The following is a 19,768-nucleotide window of genomic DNA, read 5'->3' as shown; positions in this document are numbered from 1 at the left end:
AATGATTACACTAGAATAAATTTGGATAAGCATCTAAAATACTAGGAAAAATGAAAAGTCGGTCTTTCGACTTTTTGTGCGATACTCTTCTCAGACTATGATAAACTAGAGATGATCCTATAATCGCATTATTACATACAGAAAGAGATTTCAAATGGAAACTTACTACAAAGCCATTAACTGGAATGCCATCGAAGATGTCATTGACAAATCAACTTGGGAAAAGCTAACAGAGCAATTCTGGCTCGACACTCGTATCCCCTTGTCAAATGACCTAGACGACTGGAGAAAACTATCAAACAAAGAAAAAGACCTAGTAGGAAAAGTCTTTGGTGGTTTAACGCTTCTTGATACCATGCAATCTGAAACAGGGGTTCAGGCTCTTCGTGCAGACATCCGTACACCACATGAGGAAGCTGTTTTCAATAACATCCAATTTATGGAATCTGTCCACGCAAAATCATATTCATCAATCTTCTCTACCTTAAACACCAAGGCTGAGATCGAAGAAATTTTTGAATGGACTAACACCAACCCTTACCTACAAAGAAAAGCGGAAATTATCAATGAAATCTACCTCAATGGTAGTCCTCTTGAGAAGAAGGTTGCCAGTGTCTTCCTTGAAACTTTCCTCTTCTACTCTGGTTTCTTTACACCACTTTACTATCTCGGTAATAACAAACTAGCCAACGTTGCGGAAATCATCAAGTTGATTATCCGTGATGAGTCTGTTCATGGAACCTACATTGGTTACAAATTTCAACTTGGTTTTAATGAACTACCTGAAGAAGAGCAAGAAAAACTCAAAGAATGGATGTACGACCTACTCTACACCCTTTACGAGAATGAAGAAGGTTACACTGAAAGTCTCTATGACGGTGTTGGTTGGACGGAAGAAGTCAAAACCTTCCTTCGCTACAATGCCAATAAAGCTCTGATGAACCTTGGACAAGATCCACTCTTCCCAGATTCGGCTGATGATGTCAATCCTATCGTCATGAACGGAATCTCAACTGGAACATCCAATCACGACTTCTTCTCTCAAGTCGGAAATGGTTACCTTCTTGGCGAAGTTGAAGCCATGCAAGATGATGACTACAACTACGGTTTAGATTAAAAATAAGCTTTAATCTATACTTCTCACAGTTTGTTTAAACAGACTGTGAGATTTTTGTTTTTGTTTTTGTTTTATTTTGTTTTTTTCTATTTGATTGATTGAGCGTTTTATGGTAAGATAATAATAGTAGAAATCGAGGTGATAAGGATGCTAAAGCAAGAAAAACTAGATAGTATTCTAGAAGCAGTAAACACAAAAGGCACTATTACTGTAAAAGAGATTATGGAGAGTCTTGATGTGTCAGATATGACAGCTCGCCGCTATTTACAAGAACTAGCAGATAAGGATTTGCTGGTACGCGTGCATGGTGGGGCTGAAAAACTTCGTACAGGTTCTCTCTTAAACAACGAACGCTCAAACGTTGAAAAACAAGGATTGCAGATTGCTGAAAAACAAGAAATTAGTCGTTTTGCAGGTCATTTGATTGATGAGGGTGAAACCATTTTTATCGGCCCAGGAACAACCTTGGAGTGTTTTGCTCGTGAGCTCCCAATTGATAATATTCGTGTTGTAACAAACAGTCTTCCTGTTTTTCTCATCCTAAACGAACGAAAACTAACAGATTTGATCTTGATTGGCGGAAATTATCGCTCTATCACTGGTGCTTTTGTGGGGACACTTACCTTGCAGGATTTGACCAACCTTCAGTTCTCTAAGGCTTTTGTTAGCTGTAATGGTATCAAAGATAAGGCTATTGCTACTTTCAGCGAGGAAGAGGGCGAGGTACAACGAATCGCCTTGAATAACGCTAATAAAAAATACCTACTGGCAGACCACAGCAAGTTTAATAAGTTTGATTTTTACACCTTCTACAATATCTCAGAGATTGATATCATCGTTTCAGATTCCAAACTGAGTCAGGAGACATTTGAAGATCTGTCGAAACAAACAACCATTCTTTTATCAAAACCATAAAAATTCCCCTGCTTTTCAGCGGGGAATTTTTATATGAATGTTTAATCGATAAGTTAAAATTTCAACTATTTTTTCCTACGATACAAATTTGTTCCTAAAGCTAATACGATACCTCCCAATCCCAATATGAACAATATCTTTTGATCTCTCATTCCCGTTTTAGGAAGATTTTTACGTTTATCATTCTGGGTTCTACTACCTTCATCTTTTCGAACAGACTGAGACTGGTTAGTAGTCACTTCTTGGGAGGAAGTTGATGGTTCTGTTTTAGAGACTTTGGATCTTCTGATGGAGATAATGGTAGTTCTAGCTTTCCTTCATGGCTATCATCAGTTTGAGTTTGTTCCGATGGGGTTTGGGAATTTTCGGTTGCATTGATTTTTTCAAGTTCCAATCGTCAGTTGTTCCCCAAGCTCCCGCATCCGCTGTAACTGATAGACCCACATTTACCTGAGTCTTTTCAGTAAGTTTAAACTCAATAACACTTTCTTTCCAAATAGCATAACCTTCCAAGTGTAGTTGATTCCCTTCTGAAGTTGTATCATTGAACCTCACATAAGAGAAGATTCTTTCACGACTACCTGTTTTGTCCCCTTGCATTTGAATTGAGAAACGATAGGTTCCTGGTTCAAGAGTAACTGCTTGCTCTACTTGATAATCAATACTCTTATCTGACCAAAAATGAAGGGCATATTGACCCGTTTTAGGGGTATCATTCTGACGCTCAACATAGCTTTGACTGATCTTATAGGCTCCTAGGTTCTCTTCTTCGAAACTTCCATTTTAAAGTAAATTTGTGGTATCTTCATCTTCTTTTTCTCTATTTTGATTATCCTTTTTCTCAGGTACTGTGCCATAACCTGTATTGACAAATTTAAATACCTTTAATGATTGAAGGGCTTTCCCATTGAAATCAAATAGTGCTTGATTATCCCATTCAGATCCTCCATAATTTGATTCATCAACATTAGGATCATAAGAGATGGCACATGATGAAGCCCAGCCAGAACCATATTGCTCCCAAATAGGGAGATTCGAATTTCTATCAACTTTACCGACTGGTATCCAAGCAGGTTCCCAATAGAACACTCCTAAAGCACCTGCAGATTGACTTGTAGCAATCACATCACGCAAATTATTGGCCTGGCCTTGCACAGTTGGAGGATACCCTCCATTCTTCGTTTGTTGCTCAGATTTGATTACATTATTCTGACCATCACCATCTTCCAGTGTATAAGCATAACTTGTTTCTGCGATTAAAGTTTGTTTTCCATATTTTTCTCTGATCTCTGTCAAAACTGAACTTAAGTTTTCAAGACTTCCATGCCAAAATGAATAGTAACTCGTTGCAAAAACATCATAATCAATCTGATTCTCCTTTAGCTTTTCTGCATAATACAAGATCGTTGATTTCTTTTCTGGATTGGTGAAGTGTAAGGTTATCAATATGGATTTATCAACATCCCTGACAGCCTGCGTACCCGCTTTAAATAACTGATAACGTTCGTCACCTGCTTCTCCTGCCATGCCACTGCTAGTTGTTTCATTCCCAACTTGAACCATACCAACATCAACACCCGAAGTACGCAGTGTGTTCAAACTTTCTTTTGTAAATTGATATAAAGCTTTAGATTTTTCATCAATCGTCATATTGGCCCAAGCTTTTGGAGAGACCTGACGACCCGGATCTGCCCAGAAATCTGAATAGTGAAAATCCACCAGAACTCTCATCCCTGCAGCAGTAGCTCTTTTCCCAATTGCAATCGCCTTAGAGAGGTCACTATTACCAGCACCGTACCCATGACCTTTGTCATCATATGGGTTATTCTAGATTCGAACACGAACATAATTGACGCCATTTTCTGCCAGAATAGTGATTAAATCTTTCTCGTTACCATTCTCATCATAATAGCGAACACCACTCTCCTCCTGAGCTATTAATGTTGAAATATCAGCTCCTTTAATAAAATCACTGGGTAAGTTTTCAACCTTTTCGACATAAAAATCATCATCTGCAAAGACATTTTTAACTGGTAAGATAAAGAGAAATGCTAACAGAAAAGTCATCGAGATGAAATTGACCAATTTAGAATTATATCTCATATCATCACCTAAACATTAATCGAAATAGGATAGCACAAATGAAATGGCTCCTTTAGGATCACGTGTTAATTTAATGTATTCAGCACCTTTTGTAGCAGCAAGTTTTATACCCAGGGCATCTGTGTCTTTCTTGATATCTTCATAGAATGAATTTACCTGTGGAGCCAGTATAATCATGTCAAAGTTCTTCATGATTTCATAATGAGATCCATAAGCGCCAGCTGATGCTGAAATAGTGGCTCCTGTTTCTTTGGCTCCTTCAGTGATTGCATTTGCAAGCATAGCGCTCGTGCCTGCTCCAGCACAGAGGACCAACACATTGATTGATTGATTGCCTAATTTGGTAACAACTTCTTTAGTTGATACTGTTTCAGGATTAGACTGTTCTGTTCTTTCTTCGCTTGTGTTTTGTTTTTCTTCTTCAAGAAGTGAGGCATCATAAGCCTTGATAAATGGAAGATAGATAATACTATCCACAAAAATTAAGACAAATACTAAGACAATTGTGAGAACGCTTACACCAGTACCGAGGATCAATCCTATTGGAGCAGGTGTAGCCCAAGGTAGAACGTACATAAAACTATTCATTTTTAAGACATCTACAAAGAACTTGAAGATCCAAACATTTGCGATTGGTGCAAATAGAAATGGTACAAAGAAATATGGATTTAAAATAATTGGTGTGGCAAAAAGTAAAGGTTCATTAACTGCGAAACTTACTGGAATGAAGGAAGCCTTACCTACAGCTTTTAATTGTTTTGATTTTGCAAAAAGGAGGAATAAGAAGGGAACAACTAACGTTGCACCTGTACCACCCATGGTACCAACGAAATTACCCAAACCAACTGTCAAAACATTTGAAGCCTGTTCTCCTGCCTTAACCAATTGAAGGTTTGTTTCAACATTTGCATAAATAACTGCTACAATCGCTGGTTCTACGATAGATGGTCCGTGTACACCTACAAACCAGAAGAGAGCCATCGCACCCCAGATAATGGCAATTCCTAGATAACCATCAGCGGCGCTGAATAACGGTTGCATTAAAGTGATTACAGCTTCCGCAAATGAATGTCCAAAGAAATGGCGGACAAGCGTATCAATAATGACTGCTGCAAAAACTGCAAATGAGAATGGGAAGATATCTCGGAAGGTTTGGGATATAGTCCCTGGCACTTCTTTAGGCACCTTAATCGTAATATCTTTCAAAACACAGAATTTATACATATTTACTGTGATAAAAGCTGCTACGAATGCTGCTAGAATTCCCTTTGTCCCCATGTAACCACTAGCAAGACCCTTTCTATTTGATCAACACTTAATAGGAGAAAACTAACGATAGAAGCTAGCATCACGGATACTGCATTAATCTTTTTATTTGCAGGCATTTTTCTATTGACAGATTCAGCTAAACAACGTGCGGTTGTGGCAGAAACTAGGAGAGCAACTACTCCCATTGAGTAGTTATATATTTTCCAAAGCCAAGCTGAAACGTCTTCAGGCAATTTAACACCAAGAACATCCGGTATGGAAGCAATCAAGATAAAAATACTTGAAAATAATATCGCTGGCATAGCTGCTAGGAAACCATCACGGATAGCGCCTAGATAAATATTACGTGAGATCTTCTCGAAAAAGGGTTTTCCTTTTTCAATTTGTTGAATGAGTTTATTCATGATAAAACTCCCTACAATCAATGCCTAGTAGAAAGGGAGGAAAATTCTAGTAGGCATTGGTTATATCCTTTCTTTTAAATTAATGATTTCTATAAAGTTCTATAAAATCCTGAATTAAATCACGAAGCAACAAGGTTGTCATCAGATGATCCTGACCATGGATAAAGATAAAACCAATATCCAAATCTCCACCAGCGGCTTCTTCTGCTAATAGTTTTGTCTGAGCATTATGGGCTTTCGCTAGATTCTCGTCAGCATCACGCATAGCTCGCTCTACATTTTCAAAGTTTCCAGACCTTGCTTCTTTTAATAGTTGCAACAGTGTACTGCGAGCGTCACCCGAGTATGCAACAATTTCAAATCCAAGCATTTGTAATTCATTTCTTTTCATGTTTCAGTTCCTCTATTCTACAATTTTAGTCGTACTAATGTGCTTGTACCAATAAGCCGATGCTTTAGGATACCGTTTCTGTGTTTCAAAATCGACATAAAACAGACCATAACGTTTATTGTATCCATTTGACCAAGAAAACAGATCCATCAATGACCATAAGAAGTAACCTTTAACATTAACACCTGCGCTAATTGCTTTTGAAATTGCTTGTAGATAAACTTTAAGATATTCAATCCGAGGTTGATCCATGATGATTCCATTATCAAATTGATCTTTATACCCAATACCATTTTCAGTGATGAAAATCTTATTATAATGAGGATAGTCCGATTTGATTCGAAGCAATAAATCATATAGTCCTTCCGGATAAATAATCCAATCCCAGTCGGTTCTTAGAATTTCCTCCTTGTATATACGTTCTCCAATTCCTTTTACTTTATAAACAGAGGTCCCTTTATCACCAGTACCATTATGGTGAATAGCATTTTCACCTGTATAAGCTTTCACAAAGTGGCATTGATAATGATTGATACCAAGATAATCGTTGCGGTGACTGGCTTTTTTCATTTCTTCAAAATCACTATCTAAGAATTCATATGTTGCCTGATTTGCTTGACAAATCTCCTCTAGTGCATCAAGAGTCTCTTTTGAGTAATAGCCTAAGTATGTAGCATCCAGTAAGAATCGAATAGAAAGAGCGTCATCTAAGAAAGCAGCATGTTTGTCTTCTTCACTATCACTCGCAGGATATTTCGTTTCAAGAGAATGTACTACTCCAATCTCTCCTTGATAGCCACCATCTTTAAACAAGTTAACTACTCTGGCATGTGCATACATCATATTGTGCAGACATTGAATTACTTTTGAAAGGTCATATTTAATTCCTGGTGGAAAAATACCGAGAAGGTATTGATTTGTTGCTACTGGATAGATTTCATTGAAGGTACTCCAATGTAGAACTTCTGTAAATTCTTCAAAGCAGAACTTCGCATAATCTACAAATGCTTCAATTGTATCCCTATTTAGAAAATCGCCATTATCAAATAATACTTTTGGCGTATCAAAGTGATGGAGGGTTACAAAAGCTGTAATCTGTCTTTTTTTACATTCTGCAAATACTCTATGATAATAATCCACACCTTCCTGATTTACTTCACCAGTACCATTTGGGAAGATACGGCTCCAAGCAATGGATAACCGAAGCCCATTGACACCAAACTTTTCACAAAGTTCAATATCTTTTGGATACTGATGATAAAAATCACTAGCAGGGTCTGGACTGAAACGCCCTTGTTCTGCTAAGAAATCATCCCAAGCTACTGGACCTTTACCGCCCTCTTTAGTAGCACCTTCAACTTGGTAGGCAGCTGTTGCCCCACCAAAAATAAAATCTTCTGGTAATTTGTACATGTTTTTCTCCTTATTTTAACAAGCGTTGAATATGTAAAACGAGATATACACGCTCACTTCTCGATAAATCAATGTTTAGTTCTCTTTCAATCACTTGGTGAATTCTCTGTCCAATCTGATAGGCCTTAGGATAATCCAACTTAACATGCTCTTCCAATGGTATTAACGGAGTCATATCCTGTTTATCATTCTGAAGACGATTTACTAGATAGGATAAATGGATCATCAAGCGATCATATAAATTACTATTTTCAGTATTTCTCTCAATATGAAATTTTGATAGTTCATTTTCAACTATGCTTAAAACTCTCTTTGCAACATTCTCGGCTAACTCTTCTGATAATTCATACTCACCTTTTGCATTGATATAATGCAAGGCAATCCTAGCAATTTCATCTTCAGGAAACACAATCGATAATTTTCTATTTAAAATTTTAATTGTATCTCGAGCCATTGAAAATTCTGTGACATATTCACTTGAAATGTCAGGAAGATGACTTTTTTGATACGAACCACTTAATAATTTCTTATAGACGGAGTATAGGTGGTCAGTCAAAGTAACGTAGAGATATTCTTGAATCGGATAGTGATATTTCTTAGAAAGATTATCAATGATCTCATAGGTCACTGTGATAAAATCAAGCGGAACATCTTTGAGGAGAGCCATAAAGTTTTCTCTGGACTCTTCTGTCTTCATCCGAAAGATTTTTTCAACCTGATCCTCAGCAATCAAATCCCCCTTCTTTTTTCCAAATGTAATCCCCTTACCAATCACAATCACTTCTTCTCCCTTGTCATTTCTGACAAGCGAGACATTGTGATTCATTGGGTTTAGAATTCGATACATGATAACCTCCTTTTGCATCATAAAGGTATACGAGTACAAAAAATGACCACAAATGAACTAGAAATTCTTTTGATTTCTAATCCATCTGTGATCATGCCTAATATTACTTAGTAACACTCACTACTATTAAATTATGGTTTAATTATATCACTAAGATAAAAGATTGTAAACACTTTCAATCAATAAAATTCCATTTTTAGACAAAAATGCTCAAACAGTCAAATTCTTATTTTACACGCGTTCAGTCCATGAAGTCGCTGTTGTTTGAAGAACTTTGTTGAGTTCGTCAATGTTCTCAAATCCAGTTGTGCGAAGCCATTCACGGGCTGCTGCCTCACCATCTTTGATGTAGGCTTCAACTGATCCAGCCCAGGTTGCACGACCGCAAAGAACGCCGTTGAAGTTTGCGCCTGATTCGTGGGCAAAGACAAGAGTTTCTTGGAAAAGCTTAGCTGACACACCTGCACTCAAGTAGATATATGGCAAGTTAGTCGCTTCATCTTGAGCTTTGAAGAAGGCTGCTGCTTCTTCACGTGTATGAACGATTTCTCCATCACCAAATCCTTCAACATATTTAACGTTGACTGGAACTTCCACTTTCAAGACATCGATGTTGAAGCGTGGGTCTGAGAAGACCTTCATAGCACCGATAACCTTGTGTGGTTTCACTTTTGCGTATTCTGCAGAACCTGCGTCAGCGATTTTTTCATCGTAAGCCAAGATTTCAAGGAAAAATGGAATGTCTTCCGCCACACACTCAGAACCAATTCGTTCAATGTAGGCTTGTTTTTGTTGGTTGAGTTCGTCAGAGCTATCTACGTCATAGTAAAGCAAGAACTTAACAGCGTCTGCACCTTGCTCCTTGATACGTTTTGCAGACCAAACATCCAAGCAGTCAGGCAAGCGTTTAGTACTAGTTGTGTCGTAACCAGTTTTTTCATAAGCAAGGAGAAGACCAGCATTGGCATCAAGCGCTTTTGTCGCTGGAAGACCATACTCAGGATCAAGGAGCATAGATGAGGCGTATTTTGTCAATTCATCTGCAACCAAGACTTTGAGTTCTTCCATTTGAGCCACTGTTGGCTTTTCTGTTTGGTATTGAGCCATGAGGCGTTTCAAAGCACCACGTTGGTCAAAGGCAAGAGCTGAAATGATTCCATTTTCATCTGAAAGTTTTTCTAAGCGTGCACGTTTTTGTTCTGTTAAAGCCATTTTATACCTCTTTTACTGTTAATTGATCATATAGAGCTTGATAGTTAGCCATATTGACATGACCTGTCATCTTTTCTTGAGCATTGAGCATACCAAGGACATTTGCCTTGATGAGGAGTTCTGCATCCGATTCCTTATGAAGAAGTCCTGATGAAATACCTGCAACAGTAGAATCTCCAGACCCGACAGGATTGACTACCCGAATTCTTGGAATATCTACCTTGTAGAAAGTATCACCATGTTTTGCAAAAGCACCATTTGCACCAAGTGAAACGATAATCCACTCAATCCCTGCGAATAGAGGCTCTTGAAGAACTTCTTTTAATTCATCCAAATCCTCTGAAACTTCTTTTCCAAGAAGCTGAGACAATTCTTCGTTATTTGGTTTAATAACTGTTGGTTTGTGCGATGATTCAAGGACAGCCTGAAGGGCAGCACCTGAGCAATCCAGAACAACTGGTTTCCCTGCTTGATTAGCAAGCCCTACCAATCTCGCATAATAATCAACTGGAAGGCCAGCTGGAAGACTACCAGAGATAGCAACTACTTCCACAGTGTCAAGGAGATTTTTGAAATGAGCCAAGAAATCTTGCCCTTCTTGTTCAAGAACTTCAGGCCCTTTTTCAAGGATTTCTGTTTGGTTGTCTCCGTGCAAAATAGCGATACAGTTACGAGTCTCTCCTTGAATGGAGAAGAAACGTTTCGTTACTTTATCGTCAATATGATCTACTAAAAACTCACCAAGTTTACCACCAACTAGACCAGTAGCAGCAACAGAATCACCAAATTCTGAAAGAACTCGTGTAACATTGAGCCCTTTACCACCAGCTGTCTTGGTCACGTCCACCACACGGTTGACAGTATCAATTTTCAATTCATCCAAAGGATAAGAAATATCAATGGATGGATTCATTGTGACTGTTAAAATCATGCGTCACCTCTTAGTCGTGGTATTCACCGCGATCCCATTTTTCAAGGAATTCTGTAAAGAAGTTTGCATCTGCTTGATGAGCATTGTGAGTTTCAACGTGCTCAATTTTCGCAATCAATTTTTTGTTTTCTTCTGATGGTTTGTATTCAGCATTGATGAAAGCTTCAATGATATCACACATGAGCAATTCACCAGTGATTTTACCACCAAAACCAATAACGTTGGCGTTCAATTGTTCTTTGGCATAAAGAGCTGTTGTCATATCACGAACCAAGGCAGAACGAACTCCTGGAACTTTATTTACAGCGTTGTTGATACCAACACCAGTACCACAGATACATACCCCAAGATCAGCTTGACCGCTTGTAACGGCTTCACCAACTTTTTTACCAAAGATTGGGTAGTGAGTACGTGTGTGGTCATATGTACCAAAGTCGATGACTTCATATCCTTTTGATTTCAAAAATTCTGAAACCGCCATTTTTTCATCTGTTACGATGTGGTCACATCCAATTGCAATTCTCATTTTTAATTTACCTTTCTTACTGTAATCTAATTAGCACATTTTGTTCAACATATCAACCCGAATTTGGTGACGACCACCGTCGTATTTACCGTTAACAAAACCTTTAGCAATATTTTTAGCCAATTCATCACCAACAAGTTGTGCACCCATAGTGATCATACGTGAGTTGTTGTGTCCACGAGTCATATAGGCTGAACGTTCATCTGAAACTTCTGCAGCAACCATTCCTTTGATTTTAGTTGCCACCATGAATGGACCAGCACCATAAGCATCAATCACGATACCAAGGTTTTGTTCTTCTTTGTTGACTTCTGCAGCAACAGCAAGAGTCACATCAACAAAGTCTTGACCTTCAGCTGTAACATCCACAACGTGGAAGTTTTCTTTTTCCAAGAAGTCTTTCACAACTTCTTTCAATCTCAAACCTGCAGCATCTGCACCGATAACAATAGACATATTGTTTACTCCTTTTTATTTTTCTAGGCCAGTAAAGACTTTTATTACTAGTATGATAAGTACAAAAGGCTTCCTAGCAGTTTATTGACAAATTTAATTGGATAAGTTGTTCGACATCTTATCCAAGTCTAGGAAATCAAGTTCCTAGAAATGATACTCCCTCAATCAGAAAGAATATAACAAGAGATTATTTGTTTGTTACAAACATCATTTGTTGTTTACAAACATAATATACTCCTATTTTTATAGAAAGTCAACAGTAAATGTTTGTTTTTGTGGTTTTTTTATCTAAAATATTTCAATATCAAAGCCAATTTGGTCTACTTGACCGGGTTCCAAGAGACGAACGTTCTTCTTATCTTCTAAATGATTTCCTTCTTCAAGTGAAGTTGACAAGCCTGACCAGGGTTCAAAAGCGATGAAAGGACCTTTATTTAGAGTAGACCAAATGATGAGATTTGGAAACTCTTGGAAGTTTACTTTCAATCCCTTCTCATGTTTGCGAGAACGAAGCGCAATTGTTCTAGATTGCAACTCATCGAGTGTCACTGCGTCAACATTGAACAGATCGTAACTGAGGTCCACTTCCTTTTGAGAATCCAACCATGGACTTCTATCTTGGAAATCCAACATACCAGTTTCTGGGAAAGGACGTGGAACAGAACAAATCTCTTCTTTCTCAAACTCTAAATAGTAATCTTCATAGACTTCATCATCAAGTAGAGGACAATTAAAGCCTGGATGTCCACCAATAAAGTATGGCATGAGCTTGCTGGTTTCTTTATTGAAAATCTTGTATTGAGTCCGTACTGTCTTGCCAGTAAGGCTATAAGTGATTTCTAGGCGGAAATGATAAGGATAGTTTTGATAGGTATTCTCATTATCTTCGATAGCAAAAGTTACGCTATTTTCTGTTTGTTCAACTAATTCAAATTCATTTTTACGGACCAAACCATGACGCGGAATAGTTCCTTTTGTTTCTGTTCCATCAGCATGATTATAGAAGGCTGTATCTTCTCTCAAAGAGCCACAGATTGGAAAAAGTACTGGAGCTTGTCCACTCCAATAGGCGGCATCCCCTTGCCACAAGTATTCAATACCATCTCGGTCTTTAATTGACGACAATGCGCCACCTAAGGTTTTAAATTGGACCGTCAATTGCTCTGATTTTATTTCAATTACCATTATTTTCTCCGATTTCTTGATGGTTTATAAAAAACTAGGCTGTCACTCCCCATTAGGAAACTGACAACCTAGTTTTCACAATTTACATTTTATAGGAGCGAATTATTTAGCATTTGCTGCGTATTCTTCATTACGTTTAATCATTTGTTTTCTATACCAAGCAAAGATACCTACATAGAATACAAGGAAGACTACTGCGCCAAGGATTGCTTTAATATCACCTGTTGTGGCATTACCAATTGCCCAACCAAGAAGTTTTTCGATTGGTCCTTCAAGAGTTGAGTGAGTAATCAATTGAGTTTGACTCACACCTTCTGGGAAGGCACCCACACCTTTAGCAAGTTCAGTTGCAAATGGTGCAATAAGTGTACCTGAAAGAAGGAAGAGTGGCAACAAGAGTGTTCCGAAGATGATCATACGGAGCAATTTACCACGAGTAACTACCAAGAGAGCTGGAGTTACACCCATTGCGATGATACCTGCAAGTGGCAAGATACCATTTCCGACTTTAGAAAGAAGTACAGCTTCTACTAGCATGATTGGAGCAAGTACGTTGGCACAAGCCCAGATTTCAGCACGACCAGCGATGAAAGGCCAGTCAAGACCGATGTTGAATTTACGTCCTTGAAGACGTTTAGTAGCAACGTTTGTAATACCTTGTGAAAGTGGTTCTACGGCTGCGATGAACCAAGATCCGATAAGTGAAAAGAGCTCCAAGCTGACACCGGCAGTCAAACCAAGGCTCAACCAACCTTTAATAACAAGTTCCCAAGATGCTGCTTCTTCTACTCCAGCAACTGGATGTGGAGTTCCCATCAAACCGATAACGATACCAAGAATGAAACCGATGAAGAATTTAGATCCCCAGAAACCGATTTTTTTGTTCAATTTTGCAGCGTCAAAGTCGTATTTATCAAGACCAGGCAATACTTTATCAAAAATCTTATCCAAAACCATGATAACTGGGTTCATCATGTAGTTCATGTGAGTTGAAGTCATTGGAGATGAACTTGGTGCGTTAAGAAGGTCGTCGAATGTTGGTTTCATCAAGTCAGAGTTGATGATTTTCAAAATACCTACAAGGACAACTGCTGCAGTTGCGATGAAAAGTGAAACCCCTTGGCTAACTCCATTGTTGTCTGCGTACCATTTGATCAAAAGACCAGTGATTGACAAGTGCCAGATATCGAAGATATCAACGTCAAGTGTGTCTGTTTTCTTCATTGCAAGCATCACAACGTTGACAATCAACATTACAAGCAAGAAATAGAGTGTCCAAGCAGATCCCCAAGTGATGGTAGCAAGTGGTGCCCAACCAACGTCGGTGATGTTCAATTGGATACCAGTGTTTTCAACGAATTTCGCAAGTGATGCTGAGAAAGCTCCATTGAGCATACCGATGATGGCACCGATACCAGTAAGGGCGATGGCGAGCTTGATACCACCTTCAAGCGCTTTGGAGAATTTCACTCCAAAAAGTAGGGCCAATACTGTCAAAATGATCAGCATGATGATAGGGCCACCCATAGCCAAGATAGGTTTGAAGATATCGTTGGCCAGATTGATAATGACATCCATAATAGTTCCTCCCGTTTTTCTAAGTTATATGAATGTTAACAAAATAAAGGATAAATTAGCTTAGTCCATGTTCTTTGATAGCTGCTTCAATATTGTCAAATACTGGAGCACTCATCGCTGGAATACGGAACAAGATTGGTCCAGCTTCAATTACTGGAATTCCTGGTTCAAAACCAAGGTCAGTTGCAGCGATTGGCGTGAAGATATCGTATCCCTTGATAAGGTCTTCGTTTACATCTTTCACCATGACTGCATCACAGTGAACGTCATAACCACGATTTGAGAGTTCTTCTTCTAGAGCACTTTTAATTTGGTGACTTGAGTTAACACCTGCACCGCAGGCAGCAAGAATTTTAATCATTTGGATTTCCTCCGATTTTATATTTTAATAGACAAGATTAAGCTGTTGCTTCAGCAATATAAGCATAAAGTTTTTCTGGTTTAGAAATTTTTGATAGATCTTCTAGATGATCCTTCCCTGTAAAGAAATCCATCAACTGAGCCAGAATATTCGTTTGACTTGAACTTGAATTGTTAATGATAAAGAAGAGCAATGAAACTTCAACCTCTCTATCAGGAGCAATCATATTGTGAAAAGTTACTGGTTTTTCTAATCGAACAACCACTACTTTCTCAGCTAGATTATGAACAATATCTGTATGAGGAATCGCTACATTTGGCAAATCCTTTCCTAGAAATTCCATATCTAAGCCAGTTGGAAATGACTTCTCACGCGCGATCAAGGCTTCATGATAAGTTGGAGTGACGATTTCTCGTTCTTCCAATAAGGTTGCTACTTGATCAAAGAGTTGTTCTTGATTATCCGCTTCTAAGCAAAACACTAGGTTTTTGTCAAAGAAATGATCTAATCCCATAACCTTTTCCCTTCTTTCAATTATCTTTTATGCTATAAGTATAACACTATATGAAATCGTTGTCAATATGTTTTTGTTTTATTTTGTTTATTTTTTGTAATTTTTGTTTTGTTTAAAGAATACAATCAATATCAAACATTTCTGTTTTAAAATCGACAAAAAAAGAAGGCTAAAACCTTCTTCTCTTTCCTTACTCAACAGTAGATAAAATCTCTTCTAACTTATGGTAATCTTTTACACTATCAATTTCATAGATGCTATTACCTTCTAATTCTTCAACATAGACATCTAATTCTTTGATATTATCCTTAACCATGTTGTCCCAGTAGAGATCTACAAATTCACCACTTGCATATGCTTTGTCAATAAAGCCAACAATCTTCTCAGCAGTTGGTGCATCCCAGAATGAAACTCCGCTCAGAATGCGACCAGCTTTGCTGTCAACAATAATATCTTGAACCTTGTAGTCATCACCGTAAACCAAGAACCACTCGTTCGTACAGTCTTCACGATAAACGCTAAAATAGGTAGAACGTTTAAGATCGTTTCGAAACATATTTTTGAAAAGATAGTTATCTGCATCGATGACGTAGCTGTTAGCCAAATCTTCTTTTACTAGATAAAGTGAGTAAAAGTTATTGTAATCAGCATACTTGTCGTTAAAGACTAAACGGACACCATATTTTTCTTTTAGGTAGTCAAATTGTTCTTTGAGGTAACCGACAACGATGATAATCTCATCAATTCCTCTCTCTTTCAAAAACTCGATTTGGTATTCTACCAAAGGTTTTTGATTAACCTTAACCAAAGCTTTTGGGGTATTTTCAGTCATAGGGCGCAGACGAGTTCCTAATCCCGCTGCTAAAATAATCGCTTTCACATGAATCTCCTTCATTCTTTAATAATAATATAAACACCAGCCATAACAATAAGTGAAGTGATAATTGTCAGCATATCTAGCGGTGCACCTAAGAAAATAGCTGCAAATAAGACAGTCCAAACTACATAGCTCACATTCAAACCTGTCGCTTTCGCAGGTTGCAAACGATTAATAGCGATATAATAAGCTAAGTAGGAAATCATATCAAAGGCTGCAAAGACAATCAAAAGGACTAGTAATTGCCCATCTGCCACTTCTGCAAATGAATGGTGAGAAAAGAGCACAATCACAAGATAGGACAAGAATGAGGTTACTTGGCGGATTAATAGTGCTTCGATTTCACTCAAGTCACTTTCCATGGCGTAGGAACTAAGAACACTTTCACTCCCCCAGGCAATGGCACAGATAAGGGCACAAAGAATCCCAATGTAAAACGAGTTTACTTGTTCAACCTTGTAGGTTTGAGCAATGATCGCTGCAATAATCAAGAAAACACCGAATACAGTATTCTTTGAAACCTTGTGTTTCAAAATGAAGAAGGCTAGTAAAACTGAAACTGCTGGGTAAATAGCCGATACAGATGAAGCTAGAGAACTACCAATATATTTAACCGCATAAAGATTGGCCTGCATACCAATAGGTCCTGCTAGTAAAGCACCGATAATTACACTCACATTTCGAATATTTAAGAAAATCGAAAGACGAACTTTTCTTTCTTTTACCAAAAGAAAAGCTAACAAGATAAAGATACTCAAGAAATCATGAGCAGCAGCCACCACAAAAGGTGAAAGATTTGTAAAAATTGAAAAGATATAAGCACTAATTGTTAGACCTAATCCCCAGAAGATACCAGAGAGCAGACCAAAGGAAACACCATTTTTATTCTTCATCCTAACCTCCATAATAAGTCAAACCTTCGACAGCTCTTTGGTAACGATTGACACCGTAATCTCCAAAATCAGCCCCTTGAGCTTCTTTGTACACTGTCCACAAACTCCAAATAGTATCTTGCAAGATTTTATAGATACGAATCTTCTCACGTGATACAGGCGTTTTGTCACTTTCATAGTAGGAAAGGAAAGCATCTTCCTCTTGCTTTGTAAATTCAGACTCTAAGAAAAGAGCTGCCAAATCCCACATCGGGTCATTCATAGAAGAGTATTCCCAGTCAATCAAGTACAAACGACCTTGTGGTGACTCGATAAAGTTTTCTGGTACCAAATCGATATGACAGGATTTTCTATCAACACCCAAATCAGCCAATCTCTTTTCTAGTGAAAATACATCTTTTCTTACAGCTTCATAGTTTTCATAAGGGATAGCTCCCTCAATCAAGGATTCATATTTGCTGATTTCCTCAAAAGGAGCAAATTCTCCTCTTAATTCTTTCCCTGAAGCGTGGATGGTTTGTAAAATTGGTGCAATCTTTTCAAACTTGGACTTAATTGATGTTGAATCAAGAGTTACTGCTGATTCGATGTACTCATTTACTTTGATCCCTGACTCAATATCAAAGAGATAATTTTTGACATCTAGATCTAAATCCTCTAAAAGTTCAAGATTGTACTTTTCATTTTGACGATTGATGAGTTTTTCAGTCCCTTTACCAAAAAATTTCACAATATACTGTTTGTTGGTTGTTTTAACCAAATAGTTTTGGTTGGTCATGCCTCCCAGCTGTTCAACACTGAGTACTTCCTCTTCATCAGATAGTAAAGAAGAAATTTTTTCTTTGATGAGTTTCTCCATAATTAACCTCCATCTTCTACACTTCCCACTTGAATACTGTTTTAAAAGCAGTATTAAGGTCTGTAGCAAAGACACGGTGAATGTCCTTGATTTCTCTCACAGGTTCTTCAACATAAAGGATATTCTTCAGACGATTCGCAAACTTTTTAACTTCCATCATTTGAATGGCCTTCTCAAAATCGACGCGTCCTGAACGAGATGAGCCTACTAATAACAATCCTTTTTCCAAAGCATCTCGTGTATTGATATTAACCTTGTACTCGCTCACTCCCATCATGAGAATCGTTCCCTGTGGACGAATATAGCGAATCAGGTCATTGATAGCTGGTCCTGTACCATCACCACCGCAACACTCAAATCCATGATCAAAGGTCAAATCTTCTGGAATATTATCAGTAATGTAGCACTCTTTTGCAAAAGAGAAGAGCTCCAATTTTTCCCAATGGCGACCAATAACGATAATCTCTGTTTCCGGTAGTGTGTAATTAATAATATTGGCAACCACAAAGGCCAAACTACCATCTCCAATAACAGCGATGCGCTCTCGCTTGCTATGAGCAAGATGCAGGAATCGATCCATGGCATGCATACCGACACTTACAAACTCGGTGATGGCAGCAACTGTATCTTCGATATCATTATAAGAAACGACTCGGTCTTTTGGAAGAGAGACAAATTCTCTCATAAAGCCATCATAACCACTAGATAGGAAGTAAGTTCCTGTCATGTAGTTCTCGTAGAACTCCTTGTCACTCTGCATAGGCGGTTGATTGGGAATCATAACTACCTTTTGACCGACTTCATAAGTCCCAGTTGGATCTGAAATAACAGTTCCACAAGACTCGTGAATCATGGCCATTGGAAGCTTTTTAGCCAATATCTTTGGATCGCGTTTCCCTTGATAATAACGTTGATCTGCATGACAAACCGCCATATAATTTGGACGAATAAGGATATGATTCTCCTGATCAATGTCCTCTTCTTGGTATTTTACATTGATAAACTTTGGTTTTGTCAGTTGATAAATTTGATTAATCATAGCCTTAGTCTTTCTCAATCATGCTTTTCGCGATTTTCAAGTCTGTCACAGTTGTGATTTTAAGGTTTGAATATTCCCCTTTAGCTAGGGCAACATCCTTCCCTTTGATAACAAAAATCTTACATGCATCCGTCAGGATTTCCTTTTCTTGGTCAGATAGGGAACCATACAAATCCATGAAATCCTTGCAACGGAAAGTCTGAGGCGTTTGTCCTTGATAGAGGTGAGCACGATTTGGAATATCAGTGATAAACTGACCATTAGTACTTTCAACAATGGTATCAACTGCTTCTACTACTGTGTCAACCGCATCATGATTTTGCGCCAGTTTGATATTGTCCTGAATCATGCGAAGTGTGATAAAGGGACGGACAGAGTCATGTGTAATCACGATATCTTCTGGAGTGATTGGACGGTAGGCATTAATGGCTTCTATAATCTTCTCGATACTGGTATTGCGATCAGCCCCACCTTTGGTAATGATGATGCGATCCTTGTGGAGAGAAAGATACTTGTCAACTAGGTCCTCAGCGTGTGACACCCAGTCTCCATGAACTCCAACCACAATTTTTTCAATACTTGGTTCTAAGACAAATTTTTCGATTGTGTGGATCAAAATAGGTCGATCACCCAACTCCAAGAATTGTTTTGGTAAATTACTAATTCCCATGCGTGTGCCAGTTCCTCCGGCTAGGATTCCTGCATAGATCATTTATATTCTCCTTTAGTTTATTCTAAAAAACTCATTACCAACTATTATATCACAATATATACCTATCATGAAGAAAAGATAAAGAGCCACTATATGAATCGGCTCATTATTTAGGATGAAAAATGAACAATATTCAACAAAATCTGAAAAATCATAACAAATTAAG

At 38.1% G+C, this 19,768-nt stretch carries 22 protein-coding genes and 1 pseudogene; 2 read left to right on the top strand and 21 right to left on the bottom strand.

The features are described from left to right. Positions 1 to 154 precede the first annotated feature (154 nt). Positions 155 to 1,117 carry a class 1b ribonucleoside-diphosphate reductase subunit beta gene (gene nrdF / locus ACXYSL_RS00185; RefSeq protein WP_042769195.1) on the top strand — a complete coding sequence of 321 codons (963 nt, stop codon included), beginning with the start codon at positions 155 to 157 and terminating at the stop codon, positions 1,115 to 1,117. 147 nt (positions 1,118 to 1,264) lie between these two features. Then, positions 1,265 to 2,032 carry a DeoR/GlpR family DNA-binding transcription regulator gene (locus ACXYSL_RS00180; protein WP_458623613.1) on the top strand — a complete coding sequence of 256 codons (768 nt, stop codon included), beginning with the start codon at positions 1,265 to 1,267 and terminating at the stop codon, positions 2,030 to 2,032. 65 nt (positions 2,033 to 2,097) lie between these two features. On the opposite strand, the gene ACXYSL_RS00175 is transcribed toward ACXYSL_RS00180, so the two are convergent. From ACXYSL_RS00175 to ACXYSL_RS00075, 21 genes and pseudogenes are all read right to left on the bottom strand, one after another. Further along, the gene (locus ACXYSL_RS00175) at positions 2,098 to 2,184 is read right to left on the bottom strand and encodes a hypothetical protein (protein WP_458624005.1); all 87 of its coding nucleotides are present in this window, start codon (positions 2,182 to 2,184) and stop codon (positions 2,098 to 2,100) included. Positions 2,185 to 2,338: 154 nt separating this feature from the next. Continuing rightward, entirely contained in the window at positions 2,339 to 2,587 is a 249-nt protein-coding gene (locus ACXYSL_RS00170; RefSeq protein ID WP_458623612.1) for a hypothetical protein, read from the bottom strand. 228 nt (positions 2,588 to 2,815) lie between these two features. Continuing rightward, positions 2,816 to 4,099 (bottom strand): annotated as a pseudogene (locus ACXYSL_RS00165) (glycoside hydrolase family 53 protein). Positions 4,100 to 4,150: 51 nt separating this feature from the next. Continuing rightward, positions 4,151 to 5,413 carry a PTS lactose transporter subunit IIBC gene (locus tag ACXYSL_RS00160; protein ID WP_458623611.1) on the bottom strand — a complete coding sequence of 421 codons (1,263 nt, stop codon included), beginning with the start codon at positions 5,411 to 5,413 and terminating at the stop codon, positions 4,151 to 4,153. Then, complete coding sequence (locus ACXYSL_RS00155; RefSeq protein WP_458623610.1) at positions 5,392 to 5,808, bottom strand: PTS transporter subunit EIIC; 417 nt, start codon at positions 5,806 to 5,808, stop codon at positions 5,392 to 5,394. The genes ACXYSL_RS00160 and ACXYSL_RS00155 overlap by 22 nt, the downstream gene beginning before the upstream one ends. A gap of 79 nt (positions 5,809 to 5,887) precedes the next feature. Continuing rightward, on the bottom strand, positions 5,888 to 6,199 hold the full coding sequence (locus ACXYSL_RS00150) for a PTS lactose/cellobiose transporter subunit IIA (protein WP_458623609.1): 312 nt from the start codon (positions 6,197 to 6,199) through the stop codon (positions 5,888 to 5,890). A 12-nt stretch (positions 6,200 to 6,211) separates the two neighbouring features. Then, positions 6,212 to 7,612 (bottom strand): 6-phospho-beta-galactosidase, encoded by a 1,401-nt coding sequence (gene lacG / locus ACXYSL_RS00145; protein WP_458623608.1) that lies wholly within the window; start codon positions 7,610 to 7,612, stop codon positions 6,212 to 6,214. Positions 7,613 to 7,622: 10 nt separating this feature from the next. Next, positions 7,623 to 8,459 (bottom strand): PRD domain-containing protein, encoded by an 837-nt coding sequence (locus ACXYSL_RS00140; protein WP_458623607.1) that lies wholly within the window; start codon positions 8,457 to 8,459, stop codon positions 7,623 to 7,625. 231 nt (positions 8,460 to 8,690) lie between these two features. Continuing rightward, positions 8,691 to 9,671 carry a tagatose-bisphosphate aldolase gene (gene lacD, locus ACXYSL_RS00135; protein ID WP_458623606.1) on the bottom strand — a complete coding sequence of 327 codons (981 nt, stop codon included), beginning with the start codon at positions 9,669 to 9,671 and terminating at the stop codon, positions 8,691 to 8,693. Between the two features lies 1 nt (position 9,672). After that, a complete protein-coding gene (locus tag ACXYSL_RS00130) occupies positions 9,673 to 10,602 on the bottom strand; it encodes a tagatose-6-phosphate kinase (RefSeq protein ID WP_458623605.1) in 930 nt (309 codons plus the stop codon). Between the two features lie 10 nt (positions 10,603 to 10,612). Next, positions 10,613 to 11,128 carry a galactose-6-phosphate isomerase subunit LacB gene (gene lacB / locus ACXYSL_RS00125; RefSeq protein ID WP_001216921.1) on the bottom strand — a complete coding sequence of 172 codons (516 nt, stop codon included), beginning with the start codon at positions 11,126 to 11,128 and terminating at the stop codon, positions 10,613 to 10,615. Positions 11,129 to 11,158: 30 nt separating this feature from the next. Further along, a complete protein-coding gene (gene lacA / locus ACXYSL_RS00120; RefSeq protein ID WP_000029277.1) occupies positions 11,159 to 11,584 on the bottom strand; it encodes a galactose-6-phosphate isomerase subunit LacA in 426 nt (141 codons plus the stop codon). A 288-nt stretch (positions 11,585 to 11,872) separates the two neighbouring features. Further along, positions 11,873 to 12,769: an aldose 1-epimerase family protein gene (locus ACXYSL_RS00115; RefSeq protein ID WP_458623604.1), complete on the bottom strand. Its 897-nt coding sequence runs from the start codon at positions 12,767 to 12,769 to the stop codon at positions 11,873 to 11,875. A 102-nt stretch (positions 12,770 to 12,871) separates the two neighbouring features. Further along, complete coding sequence (locus ACXYSL_RS00110; RefSeq protein WP_000382525.1) at positions 12,872 to 14,347, bottom strand: PTS galactitol transporter subunit IIC; 1,476 nt, start codon at positions 14,345 to 14,347, stop codon at positions 12,872 to 12,874. A gap of 55 nt (positions 14,348 to 14,402) precedes the next feature. Beyond that, positions 14,403 to 14,708: a PTS sugar transporter subunit IIB gene (locus ACXYSL_RS00105; protein ID WP_000590551.1), complete on the bottom strand. Its 306-nt coding sequence runs from the start codon at positions 14,706 to 14,708 to the stop codon at positions 14,403 to 14,405. A 37-nt stretch (positions 14,709 to 14,745) separates the two neighbouring features. Next, positions 14,746 to 15,222, bottom strand: a complete 477-nt coding sequence (locus ACXYSL_RS00100) for a PTS sugar transporter subunit IIA (RefSeq protein WP_162278906.1) — start codon at positions 15,220 to 15,222, stop codon at positions 14,746 to 14,748. Positions 15,223 to 15,412: 190 nt separating this feature from the next. Beyond that, positions 15,413 to 16,102 (bottom strand): sugar phosphate nucleotidyltransferase, encoded by a 690-nt coding sequence (locus ACXYSL_RS00095; RefSeq protein ID WP_458623603.1) that lies wholly within the window; start codon positions 16,100 to 16,102, stop codon positions 15,413 to 15,415. Between the two features lie 11 nt (positions 16,103 to 16,113). Beyond that, entirely contained in the window at positions 16,114 to 16,992 is an 879-nt protein-coding gene (locus ACXYSL_RS00090) for a DMT family transporter (protein ID WP_084851961.1), read from the bottom strand. Position 16,993: 1 nt separating this feature from the next. Then, entirely contained in the window at positions 16,994 to 17,851 is an 858-nt protein-coding gene (locus ACXYSL_RS00085) for a phosphotransferase family protein (RefSeq protein WP_084851960.1), read from the bottom strand. A gap of 16 nt (positions 17,852 to 17,867) precedes the next feature. Further along, positions 17,868 to 18,890, bottom strand: coding sequence for a ribitol-5-phosphate dehydrogenase (locus tag ACXYSL_RS00080; protein WP_458623602.1), 1,023 nt, complete (start codon positions 18,888 to 18,890; stop codon positions 17,868 to 17,870). A 4-nt stretch (positions 18,891 to 18,894) separates the two neighbouring features. Continuing rightward, entirely contained in the window at positions 18,895 to 19,602 is a 708-nt protein-coding gene (locus ACXYSL_RS00075; RefSeq protein ID WP_000638516.1) for an IspD/TarI family cytidylyltransferase, read from the bottom strand. Positions 19,603 to 19,768: the final 166 nt, after the last annotated feature.

It is taken from the genome of Streptococcus sp. V913 (assembly GCF_054353455.1).
Note: the sequence above shows the minus strand (reverse complement) of the source record. Positions and strands in the feature narration are given on the sequence as shown.